Source organism: Roseivirga sp., from assembly GCF_034669765.1.
Lineage (GTDB): Bacteria > Bacteroidota > Bacteroidia > Cytophagales > Cyclobacteriaceae > Roseivirga.
Genome location: NZ_JAXMOQ010000004.1, coordinates 88,903 through 101,372, shown reverse-complemented (window position 1 = coordinate 101,372; position 12,470 = coordinate 88,903). Strand labels below are relative to the sequence as shown.

The 12,470-nt window shown below is 40.1% G+C and carries 9 protein-coding genes and 1 tRNA gene; all 10 read right to left on the bottom strand.

The features are described from left to right. Positions 1-5: 5 nt before the first annotated feature. Positions 6-860, bottom strand: coding sequence for a ChaN family lipoprotein (locus tag VOI17_RS09135; protein ID WP_323756943.1), 855 nt, complete (start codon positions 858-860; stop codon positions 6-8). A 263-nt stretch (positions 861-1,123) separates the two neighbouring features. Next, positions 1,124-1,196 (bottom strand) — tRNA-Gln (locus tag VOI17_RS09130). Positions 1,197-1,271: 75 nt separating this feature from the next. After that, positions 1,272-2,459, bottom strand: a complete 1,188-nt coding sequence (locus VOI17_RS09125; protein ID WP_323756942.1) for a YncE family protein — start codon at positions 2,457-2,459, stop codon at positions 1,272-1,274. A gap of 81 nt (positions 2,460-2,540) precedes the next feature. Continuing rightward, positions 2,541-4,502 carry a hypothetical protein gene (locus VOI17_RS09120; protein ID WP_323756941.1) on the bottom strand — a complete coding sequence of 654 codons (1,962 nt, stop codon included), beginning with the start codon at positions 4,500-4,502 and terminating at the stop codon, positions 2,541-2,543. Positions 4,503-4,782: 280 nt separating this feature from the next. Next, on the bottom strand, positions 4,783-5,664 hold the full coding sequence (locus tag VOI17_RS09115; protein WP_323756940.1) for a sugar phosphate isomerase/epimerase: 882 nt from the start codon (positions 5,662-5,664) through the stop codon (positions 4,783-4,785). Positions 5,665-5,807: 143 nt separating this feature from the next. Then, positions 5,808-6,308, bottom strand: coding sequence for a thiol peroxidase (gene tpx, locus VOI17_RS09110; RefSeq protein ID WP_323756939.1), 501 nt, complete (start codon positions 6,306-6,308; stop codon positions 5,808-5,810). A 36-nt stretch (positions 6,309-6,344) separates the two neighbouring features. Beyond that, positions 6,345-7,085, bottom strand: coding sequence for a 3-deoxy-manno-octulosonate cytidylyltransferase (gene kdsB / locus VOI17_RS09105; RefSeq protein WP_323756938.1), 741 nt, complete (start codon positions 7,083-7,085; stop codon positions 6,345-6,347). A gap of 385 nt (positions 7,086-7,470) precedes the next feature. Further along, complete coding sequence (locus VOI17_RS09100) at positions 7,471-9,072, bottom strand: hypothetical protein (RefSeq protein WP_323756937.1); 1,602 nt, start codon at positions 9,070-9,072, stop codon at positions 7,471-7,473. A gap of 12 nt (positions 9,073-9,084) precedes the next feature. Then, a complete protein-coding gene (locus tag VOI17_RS09095; protein WP_323756936.1) occupies positions 9,085-11,898 on the bottom strand; it encodes a TonB-dependent receptor in 2,814 nt (937 codons plus the stop codon). A gap of 177 nt (positions 11,899-12,075) precedes the next feature. After that, positions 12,076-12,423 carry a gliding motility protein GldC gene (gldC, locus tag VOI17_RS09090; RefSeq protein WP_323756935.1) on the bottom strand — a complete coding sequence of 116 codons (348 nt, stop codon included), beginning with the start codon at positions 12,421-12,423 and terminating at the stop codon, positions 12,076-12,078. Between the last annotated feature and the right edge of the window lie 47 nt (positions 12,424-12,470).

Sequence of the window (12,470 nt, the reverse complement as noted above, 5' to 3'; positions counted from 1 at the left end):
TTTGCTTAGTAAGTGTTTGTCATGTTGCTATCAATGCAAATGATGAAGTCGGCCATGAGTTTATTTTCCTCCAATAGCTTGCTCAAGTCATCTTGCATTACGGTAGCGATGGTCGCATACTGTAAGTCGCTGCGCTCTCTTTTTAAATACCACAAAATGCCTTCGTAATGATTTGAATGGTATGAGCCATTATAATGCATAAAGGTGTGGTTCGGTTGGTAGTTCTCTAGAATGAAATGCGACATGGTAGCGTCTTTCGAGGCTTGGGCTTCCACCAATTGTGGAGTTCCATGACCCGCCATCATGGCTAGAATATTTTTGTAGGTGGGTAATTCGCTGTCGAAAGGCATTGGAAGTGGCGCCATCCATGATTTTTCTTCAGCCGAAAGCCTGTTTAATACTTCAAAACCTCCTTTATTTACCATGCTCGCAAACCTTCTTGGGATGTTAGTGGCAATAAAAGGAAGCTGTTTGCTTTTCGCTAGGTCTACCAACGGTGCATAATCGGTTTTGTAGTTGGGCCAAAGTCTGGCAAGCGTATCTAGTGCTTTTGCGTTAATGTTGCCTGCCAAGTAATCGTTGAGTGGTTTTTGATTATCAGCTTCAAACATTTCTGCACCCAAAATCATTTCATTCGACTGACTCAAGTCATTGGTGACTTCATATTGCATCCAGTGCGCAATGGCGTTGTTGTGCAATTCACCAAACAGAATGATGTCTTTCTTATCCAAAGTCTTCATCATTTTCTTGTAAGAAACCTTTTTGCCCGTAGCAGTATAAATTACATAAGCAGGTTTTTTCTGGCTGTAGCCAAAGAAGGTGATCAACGTAAAAAATAGGAGGAAGAGTGCGTGTTTCATTCGTTCGGTTTAAATAATTGAGGGCTGAATTTAATCAAAAAAGTGGAATGGGTAAGAGGGTATTATTTGAATGCTTACTTACTGCTCTCACTGGTACTTGCCTGCCTAGTGGCAAGTAGGCCTTTAGTGAATATCTATGTTATTATGCGCTTGAAGTGCACCTTTTGTTAATCTATTGGAGGTCAGTCAGGACAATCGTAAACTAGAAGGTGAATCTGACACTGAGGTATAAAAAAAGCTTCACATTTCTGCGAAGCTTTTTGTTGGTCCACTAGGGCTCGAACCTAGACTCTTCTGTACCAAAAACAGACGTGTTGCCAGTTACACCATAGACCAGCTTTATTTCCGAGTACAAAAGTAGTATTTGCTTTCTATTTTGGAAACGAATTGACGAAAAAATTTACGTCTTTTTTATCTTTCTATTTTCCAGAAAGCAATGCCTCCTGCTTGCTTGCCAAGGTATGCGGTGTCAATCAGGCGGTTAGTCGTTAAATCAATCACATCAACCATGCCTGGGTCATCTTGAATTCCTTCTACAGAAACGAAGGCAAACTTGCTGTCTGATGAAATGGCTACCCCATGTGTTACTTTTTGGCTGTTGTCCAGTCTTGCTAATTCTTTTCCAGACTCTAAATCCCATACACCTGTTTTGGCAGCCGTCTTATAAGAAACCACCATGCGTTTTCCATCAGGAGAAACATCAATGTTATAGGGTCCCTTGTCCGTAATGAACTTACGTGTGGTCTTCCAAGTGTCGGTACTAATTTCCAACACTTCAGCAGCGCCATTTCCAGCCACATAAATTAAGTTTTTGGTAGGGTGAGTGCTTACCCATGTAGGCTTGAAAGCAGAATGCTTCATGGCTGGCATGCCGCCCATATCCATTTTAGAATGATCCATTTGGCTGTGGTCCATAGCCTCCATTGGCTTCTTTTCTTCTGCCATCTTGGATGCACCCATGTCCATTTTTGAGTGGTCCATCATGCTGTGATCTTCAGGAGCCATTTTAGAAGCTTCATCTAAGTCAAGCGTTTTCGTGATTTTCAAACTGATGGCATCAATTTCAAATAGTTCACCCGACATCATAGCGACCGAATATTGTTTCAACCCATTTGCAGAAAGCCTAGAGCCATGAGGCATTGTGCCTGTGGTAATTTGAGTCAACTCAGTCATACTCTCTACATCTACTACCGAAACAGTGCTAGGTACCATATCGCCATGCAGATTGAAGTTAACGCAATAGAGTAGGCCAGTTGCCGCAGATACTTGCATAGATGCAGGAAATAAGCCCAAAGGAACTGAACCTACAACTTTGTCTGTGCCAGTTTCATACTTATAAAGCGTACCATACGGATTCCCATGCGCAAGGCTGAGGTACCAATATTTACCTTCGGGTCCAACGGTAATTCCATGAGGGCCTTCATTTTCTACAGGCCATATGCCGACCGGGATATTTTTAATGGTCTCGGCCTTTTTACCATCGAATTTCACCAAAGCCACTTCGTCTTCAGATTCAGCCGCTACATATACATAGTAGTTTTGAGCTTGTAGGGCAGTGATAGCAATTAAGGAAAAAACGATTATCAATGATTTTCTCATCTTGAATTCATGTTTAAGATGTGTTGTTGGTCAATCAAAGCAAACGTGGCATAAAGAACTATACCACGTTTGCTCAGATGTTTATTTTACTTGTATAGGAGTGTTTTTAGGTTTTTCTGGCTCTAATTTGGCCGACCATAATCCACTGTTAAAATCTGAAAAGAATACATGGCCTTTGTGTAATTGAGCTCCCCAAGTAAACGGAGCATTAGGGGTATAACCATTTGCATCGTTTGGCAAGATCCAAGCAATTTCACGACCTTGCTTTCTTAAGTCACCCATCAGTTCACCGCTAAGGTCAACCACTCTTACGCCACCATTATAGAATGCTACGTAAAGCGTTTCACCTTCAATCCAATAGTTGTGAGATCCAGCGTAAGGCACTTCGAATCTTGCTACCTCCTGTGGGTTTTCTAAATCGGTAAAATCGACCACATGTAGGTAACCAGCGGCCATGTTTACTCCACCTTTTTGAGTATTCAAGCCATAAGGGAATATTTCATCTCCACCAATTACATAGAACTTACCTGTAGAAGGGCTACGGAAAGGGAATGAAGCGTGGTTGGCTTTGTTAGGGTAGGCGTAGCTCGCGAATTGCTTCGGATTTTCAGGTGAACCACCAGCAATGCCATTTCCAACATCTACCAATTGAATACCATCTCCCCAGTTGGAAGAATATGCAATACCATCTTCAACCCAAACATCATGAATTGAATGACCTGGTGTATCTAATTCGAATTTAGAAACCGCACGTGGGTTTTTAGGGTCTTTAATATCGATGATGTAATATTTCTGACCTCCGCTAAGTGCGTATAAATAGTCTCCAGAAAGGAATACGTTGTGCACCCCACCCGTCATGTTTTCGTCAAATCTTGAAATGATTTCTACATCTCTAGGGTTAGAGACATCAATAATTACCAATCCATTTTTACGATCAGAAGCTCCTTCACGGCTGATTACACAAATCTTACCGTCTTCAGAGATTTTTACATCATTTACAGTTCTGGCATCCACCTGAACCGAATCTATTTTGATCATACTTCCTGGATCAGTAACGTCCCAGAAATAGGCTGTGCCATCGGCACCCCACGTTCCAGTAACGGCATAATCTCTTCCGTCAATTCCTTCCCACACCCAAAAATCAGAAGTATGTTTGTCGTTCACAGAACCCTGACCTACCATCTCGATTTTTCTACTTACCTCTCTTGGTGCGATTTTAACCGTTTTTGAAGCAGATGCCACACCACAAGATGCAGTTATTGTATATTTTCCAGCTTCGTCTGCTACAAAACGTCCATCATTTTTGATCAAACCTGAGGCACTTTGTGAAGTGTTATCCGATACTCCATTAAAAGAGTAGAAGATAGGAGCGTCTGCAATTATTTTTCCATTCTTATCTAAAGCTTTTGCTTTGAAGTGGAATACATCACCCGTTCTTGCTGCCGTCATTTCGGCCTCTAATTGAACTTTAACAATTGGGTTGCTCACCACATTTACTGTAATAGTATTGGTGATATTTTCAGCTTTCACCGTAATCGTTGCCTTACCCGGAATCATGGTGTTGACCATTCCGTAATCATCTACTTCAGCAATATTGCCATACATTGAGGTGAACTTTACGTCAACATTGTCTCTAGTTGCACCAGATTTGTCAATCACATGGTACTTAAGGGCAATGGATGTCCCAGCATAGATTTTCTGAGGGATATCATCGATTTTAATTGATGCAATTGCGGGGTAGTTTACCTTGATTTGGAAGGTTTTTCTAACGCCATCAGCTACTGCAACGATATCGTATGTACCCGGCTGAATGGCGTGCGCCATCATAGTAGAGTCAATCGTTAGGCTTCTTCTTGCCCTTGAAAGTAAGTTGATAGGGTCTTTAAGCTTTTTGCCATTCTCCATGACATAAGCATTGATTTGTTTCTTTTGTCCAACCTCCATAGTGATGTTGGCTGGTTCAATTACGATTTCCTTCTGTGCGAAAAGTGCAACAGGGAAGAGTAATGCCAGTATGTAAAGAGCTTTCTTTAATTTCTTCATAGTGAGTTGATGTGGTTGATTAATCTATCAATTTAGTCATAAAGGAAAGGTGCTACAATTGTTTTTAGTGATATAGTTGAAATTTTTTATTGACTAACGCTTGCGGGATTGGTTACAAGCGTATGGTTTTGGACTGAAGACCAAATAATCTGCTATTCAAGGATAGGAGGTAAGTAATTCACCAAAAGACATAACGGACAGCCCACAGTATTTTTTTGCGCAAAAACTCACAGATATTACGTGTGTGGTTGAAGTACTAAAAGTTGAAGAAAATACTTGTTTAGATTTTCTTTAAATGCTTAATGCTGGTGACTAGGCTTTCAACAGAGCCAGTGGCCCAATTACCATCTTGTTCCACGAAGAAGTATTCAAGGCCGGCATCCTTATCGTAGGCAAAGAGCTGTTTCCAATCTATTCTGCCAGACCCCACTTCTTTCATTGCACGATCATCGTCCATGCTCATGTCTTTAACATGCCAAAGCGGGAATCGGCCCCTGTTTTTTTGAATCATCTTCAGTGGGTTTTGATCTGCATACCGAACCCAGTACATGTCAAGCTCCATCTTAACTAGATCTTCATCAGTTTCATTCAGAATAATATCATAAGGCACCTGACCGTCAATTTCTTTAAACTCAAAATCATGATTGTGGTAGGCGAACTTTATACCTGATTTTTTACAGATCTCAGCTGACTTGTTGAACAGCTCTGAAACTTGTTTGTATTGGTCAAGGGTTTGTCTTTCAGCCCCCCCAAGGTAAGCACAAACTAAATATTCAGCGCCTAATTCAGCAGCGTCATCTACAGCCCGTTGCCAATCGTTTACCATTGTCCCAGATACATTAGGCGATTGGGCACCAGTACCTACGTGAATGCTTTTTAGTTTAATTTTAGAAGCGTCAATAATAGTTTTGACTTCTTTTACAGGCATTCCTAAGAGCTTTCCATCGGCAAAATCAAAAAACTCAGCATAATCATAACCTGCCTTTCTTAGGGTTTTTAAGGTGCCCGCCATGTCCTTTTTAATTACATCCCGAACAGTGTAGACTTGAAAACCGAAGTCTTTAATTTTGCCTTCAAAAAATGGTTGGCTAAAAAGTGAACCTGTAGCCAGTAAACCAGCAGTGGTTAAGGCTGACTTCTGCAAAAAATCTCTTCGTTTCATAATTCTTCTCTTTGAGCTTATTAAGCTACTAAAATATACTCAGGTGACAAATTGTAGTACTTGATATACTTCTTAGAATGCTGATAAACAGATAAAGCCTGCTTGTGGGCAGGCTTTATATTCTAAATTACTTAGCTTAAAAATTACTTCAGAGCTTCTAATGCTTTTTCGTAATTGGGCTCGTCTACAATTTCTGGTACTTGCTCAGTATAAACTACTTTTCCATTTTCGTCTAAAACAATCACTGCTCTTGAATGAAGGTTTAACAATGGCGGGTCTATGATTTCTAAGCCGTAATCCTTACCAAACTGGCCAGTGGCATAATCAGAAGCGTTAATTACGTTTTCAATGCCTTCAGCACCACAAAACCTTGCTTGGGCAAAGGGAAGGTCACGCGAGATGCAAACTACCTTAGTGTTTTCTAATCCTGAAGCTTGCTCATTGAATTTCCTTACTGAAGTAGCGCAAGTACTTGTATCCACACTAGGGAATATATTAAGGACTACTTTTGATCCTTTCAAGTCTGAAAGGGTAAGTTTTGAAAGATCAGTTTTTGTTAGGGTGAAATCTTTGGCTTGCTCACCCACATTTGGTAGGCTGCCTGATGTTTGAATTGAATTACCTTTTAATGTAACTGTGCTCATATGTTTGTCATTTTTGAAATAGAACAAGTATCTCGTTTAATTGTTCCTTGAGTTCATGTAATCTTTGGCTTTTTCTAAATCTTCAGGCGAGTCAATGGATATTCCTACATGATCTATTTCTACCATTTTTATTTTTCTTCCTGTTTCCAAGTAACGAATGCACTCAATTTTCTCAGCGTTTTCCAATGGTGTCATTGGAGTATTTTTGAAAGCAAGAAGTGCGGCTTTTCGGAAAGCATAAATACCGATGTGTTTGAAATAAGGAATATCGATTTCATGATTTCTAGGATAGGGAATGGGGAAACGAGAAAAATAGATTGCGAAACTATTTTGATCCGTAATCACTTTTACATGATTTGGGTTTTGAATATTTTCTTTTCCCTTTAAGCTCACCATAGGAGAAGCCAAGTCGATTTCTCTTTGGGTATCTTTTTCAAAAACATCAAGAAGTTTCTTGAGCGTGTCGGTTTGGGTGAAAGGCTCGTCTCCTTGCACATTGACAATAATATCGGCATCAATATTTTCGGCTGCTTCAGCAATTCTATCGCTTCCGCTTTCATGAGTTTCAATACTCATAATTACTTTACCATCATGGGCGGTAATCTCGTCACGAATGATGGTGCTATCCGTCACCACAAAAACCTCATCAAATAAACCTGTATTTAAGGTAGCGGTATAAGTGGTTATGATAACAGAATGACCGTGAAGATCAGCCATAAGCTTTCCAGGAAATCTTGTGGCTTCGTATCGGGCCGGAATCATAGCAACTACTTTCATAAGAAGGTTTTTTTCAAAAATAGATAGAAAAGTGGAATGATAGGACCAGTATTTTTATTGTTATTGATCCCATTTTGGGAATACAGTGTAGCGTTTGGGATTAAATTCTATTGTTTCACTTATTTATAGATAAGTAAGTAATTGTAAATCAGGGGTTAAAATTGTTTTTGCGTTTTGGCAAGTAGCTTGCCATAGTATTTCTAAAGATTTTATAATTAAAGGTCTTGTTGGACCGTGAAGTTGATGGTTATTAATCTATTTGGTTGAGGTGTGCCCCGAAGAAGACGTCTTCGGGGCGCTTTTTTTTATATGATAGTTAGTATTACAAAGGCATAAAAAAAGGGAGTGATGTAAATCACTCCCTTTCCGTTAATCAATAGGTTTTTTATTGAACAAGAATGCCTCTCTGAGCAAGTACATCTATATCTGGTATTTCTACCCCGTAAGCTGTTCTCATAGCACTTAAAATTAGGTTAGCAATAATGGCATGTCCACGAGGGTTAGGATGAATCCCGTCTGTTGAGAATACTCCATTAGGACTAAAATCTGGTGCTAGGTTGGTTCCATTAACTTTGATTCCCAAAACGCCATCGGCTTCTGCATTTACTGCAGCAATTGAAGATTGAGTTCCTAACCCCAGCGCTAACTGACTCACAAGGGTACTATTTAGGCCGAACAAATCAGCAAATTTAGGCTGCACATCTACAAGAGTAATCACAGTGCCGCCTGGCCCTGAATTGATTAAATCAACCACACCTTTAATGGTTTGGTTAAAGGTTGCTCTTGCAGTCACTGTTTTAACAACTTCGTTGGCAGATAATACATATTTATCTGCTATTGGAATGGCCACACCAATTGGTGCTGCTCCAGTCCCTAAGACTGTTGCGGCTGTTAAAACTGGTAGGTCACTAGACGTAGCTGGTCTTGATTGTCTGTAGGGTTCTAAGCCTGCTCTTTGAGCTGCCGTAATGGCTTGTGCTCCGAGTAGCGCATCAAATTTAGGACCTAAGTCTTCTAAATCTTTATCATGCATTAATATGGGATTATTAGGGCTAGCTTGATAGGTTACTTTCCTTTTGGCTGCTTCTGCAGCAGTTATTAATTGGAAACTGGCCAACCCATCTAGGGCAGCGTTCAATCCAGCGAAAGCTGAATTAAGTGCAGTGGCATTTGCAGCATCTAAAGGAACTGCATTCCACTTTACGGCTCTAAAGTAAGGAAGCAATACCAATGGAGGTAAAGTAACCACTATACCTTTTGCGCCAGTTCCAGCCAATTGACTTAGTGAACTCGCCAAAGCATTTTGAAAATTACCTTGTGAGGTAATTGCGGCATCATTAACACCACCACCAACAGCATAGCCAAGGGCATCATTATTTCCTAACCAATAGGTATAGAAAGTAGGGTTTGCTGCTAAAGCATCAGACAATACAGTAGAAGTGCCAGGGCTGCTCGCAAAACGGGCATATAGTGGGTTAGAACCTGCAAGGGCAGGATCATTGATGTCCACTATTCTCATACCAGGAACAGCAAAATTATTAAGCTGAGCTTTGTTTCCAGCATAAGCCGATGGTGCCTCACCTACGGTAGGTTTTGGGCCAGGAATGCTCAGGTCTAAAACATATCTACCTAAAATAGAATTGTTAGGGCCTACCCCTGAATAACCATTTACTGAGTTAATATCAGGTTGGTTAAAAGCCGTACCGCCAACTCCTGAAATTTGGAATTGCTGACCTAAAAGGTTTGCAAAAGAATTGGCTTGACCATTGGTATAGAGCGCCCCATCCATATAACCAGCAGTAATGGAGTTTCCGATACTCACGTATTTAGTGAGTGTAACGGAGCCATTGGTGCCGGTGGTGGCAGTAGCTGAGGGTAAAGGATTGTCAGCCTTTCTTTGGTCAACTAATGCTTCTTCTTCATCGCATGAGGCCAATAGTACTCCCGATGCCAATAAAGCGAATAAGTATATTTTTAAATTTTTCATTGTCATGTCGATTTAATTGAAGAATTCATCAAACGTGATTTGGAAGTAGTAGATTCCTCCAAGCGATGGGTTACCGAATGAAGTCGTATATCTTTCGTTCAAAAGGTTACTTGCACCGATTTTGAAAGTAGATTTCCAAGTAGGCACTTTATAGCTTACTTGAGCATCTAATGATCCGAATTCAGGAATTACACCAGTTCCGAAAGAAGATTCCCAAAGGAACGCTTGCTGCCATCTGTAAGTAACATTGAATCCAAGTCTGTCTGTAACTTTTCTGTTACTGAACTTGATATTGTACCTGTATTTTGGAGTGTTATAACTAGCTGCAAAACCTTGTGCAATAAGATCATCCTGTGATGTTAACTCGTTGTAAGCAACATTAGCTCCAATTTCATATCCATTACCAATTTGGTAATCCAATTGAAGTGCCCATCCTTGAGATTTAACTTTTCCGTCAGCATTAACATCAAAACCATAACGCTGGGTTGGTACAGTGCCATCAACAATCTGCTGTCTTTGTCCTTGAGTTCCAGCATCTGAATTTGGTTGTCTTAAGCCATTCGGTACGGCTTGAGTAAAGTCAATTTCAGCAATAAAGTCGGTGTAAGTGCTATTATAGTAGTATGCATCAACTAGTAGTTTTCCATCTGCAAATAAGCCTTTATAGCCTATTTCGAAAGTGTTTACTTTTTCTGTTTTGAATTCATTGTTAACTCTATCTTCAATAACTAAAAGGGCTTCGTTACCTGCTGCTCTTGCTGCATCTACACTTTCTGTAGTATAAACCGTGTTAGTTTTGAAGTTGTAACGATCTACAAGTAGGTCATTGCTACCCACAAGTCTTCTTGTAACCACATCTAAATCGATGAATTGATCTTGGGTAGTAGGAATTCTAAAGCCTCTTTGGAATGAAGCACGAACGTTATGATTATCGGCAATAGTACCTACAGCAGAAACTCTAGGTGATAATTGACCTTTAAAGTACTCGTTTTTATCATATCGAACAGAGCCTTGGAATGTTAGGTTGTCATTCGCTACGCTTTTTGAAGCTTGTAGGAAAGCACCATATTCATTAAAAGCAACTTCAGAACCATCGTTCTCTAGGGCGAAAAGTGTTCCTTCTGAGTAGAGCGCATATCTTCTATAGTTAGCACCAACTATAACATCAGCAAAATCAATTCTGTCACTCAAGTTCCAGTTGCCTTCCATGTGGTATAAATCTGTCTTATCAAGGAAAAGGGCTCCTCCTTCTGAGATAGGCTTAGCTCTATTGCTCTCTACAAGGGCTTCAAATGCTGCTGAACCTGGTTGAGGCTGTGCTGCATCTGCAGAAACTCTTGCCGAAGCATGCGCTTGTTCAATACTTGCACCTGCTAATCTAGCCCCAGCAAATGCTGATAAATATGGTGAAAGGTAAGTTTGCTGGTTAATTAATGAAGCTAAAGTATTAGCAGCATAAGTGTCTCCAGAGTTTTCTTGAGTAGTATAACCTCTTAAATAGAATTCAGATCCTTTTAACTCTAGCTTGGCCGTTGTGATACTGAAGTTGTCAAGGACGAAACGGTCGTTAGCCGTATATACTGTACTTCCCGATCCATAATTGAACTGTCCAAGTAACTCTAGGTTGTCATTCAACCTGTAATGCAACGCACCACCAATTTTCACACTCTCTGTAGTGTTATCCACAAAAGAAGATTCACTAAAACCAGTAGGGGTGAAGTAACCAGATTGATCATCAGGGAATAATGATCTAATAGCGCCAACCGAAGTGTTTCCACCAGCAATGGCGCCATCAGCAATTCGTCCTACCGTAATTCCAAAATCACCATAAGTGTTTACACCATCATAAAAACGATTATTACCTCTTTCAGTAGCTCCTCTTTCAACTACACCACCAGTGGCCAAGCCTTGATCTCTGGTGTCAACACCAATAAAGTCATTGGCACTTAGGTATGACGCAGTTACTTTAAAAGCTAACTTGTTATTGTAGGCCTTTGCATAGCGAAACCCATAATCTTGATAGAGAGACATATTGTCGTCTCTTTCGTCTACATGGTTAACTCCTGTTTTAGCATAAACGCTTAATCCTTGGTATTCAAAAGGGTTTTTCGAAGTAAGTAGAAGGATACCATTTATTGCATTTGGTCCATAAAGTGCAGAAGATGCACCTGGTTGTAATTCAGCAGACTCTAAATCCAAATCATTGATACCTACAATGTTTCCAACTGCGAAGTTGAGGCCAGGGGCCTGATTGTCAATACCGTCAATGAGTTGTACAAATCGAGTGTTACCATTTGCGCCAAAACCACGCATGTTAATGGATTTAAATGTGATACTCTGAGTACTGAAATCTACACCCTTCAACGTTGCTAATCCTTCATAAAATGAAGCTGAAGCAGTATTCCTAATGTCTAGGATGTCTAATTTTTCGATTGAAACGGGAGATCGTAAGATACTTTCTTCTACTCTTGAAGCAGAAACAACCACGTCTTGTCCGAATATGACTTGCTCTTCCATTTTAACTTCAAGCCCAGTGACATTGGCTTCGGTAATGGATATCTCTTGTGGAGTATATCCCACATAAGAAAAAACAAGTACTAATGGGGCTGATTGGTTTACCGTAAGACTGAAGTCCCCTTTGGCGTTTGTAATCGTTCCTATCACCTTGTCCTTTACTCTGATGTTTACACCAGGTAGACTTTCACCAGTGGCAGCATCTGCCACTCGGCCCGAGATGGAAACCTGTGATTGACCATAAACTGCAGTGGACTGCATGATCAAAAATACAAGTGCCAGTCCCTTCAAAATTCTCTTCATCTTCATCATCTTATTCTGAGTTTGGAAACAAATTAAGTTTGGCTTGTTAATGTAAATACGGTGCGAATGGCATCGTCTATCTCAAAAATACAATGTTTTGTAAGTTTAAAAAGGGTTTACAAGAAAAAATATTCGTCATGCATACTAAATTTAGTAACCCGGTGCACCAATGATAGACTGTTTCAATTAATCTTGACTACCTTTTTTGGCTTCTTCTTCAAGGTGCTTTACAAGTTTATCGCAAAGGCGATTCATGGCAGTAGACATGAACTCATCACCTGTAGAGTTGAGAATGCTTTGTGCTAAACCACCTAGGCAGTCAACATAAAACCTTTTCATCTCGTCAGTGGGCATTTCTTTGTTCCAGAGGTCTATTCTTAAGGTGTTTTGGGTATTGTGGTCCCAGATGTTTAGGCTTACCGATTTAGTTTCTTCCTCTCCGTCACCTTCTTTTTCAGTAGCATCCCAATATATTTTTTCAGGAATGTTTTCATCATCCAATACTACCCTGAGTTTAATTTCTGATTCCTTCATATTTGTGTTTTTTTGTCAAAGATATACCTTGACCGATTAGAATGAAT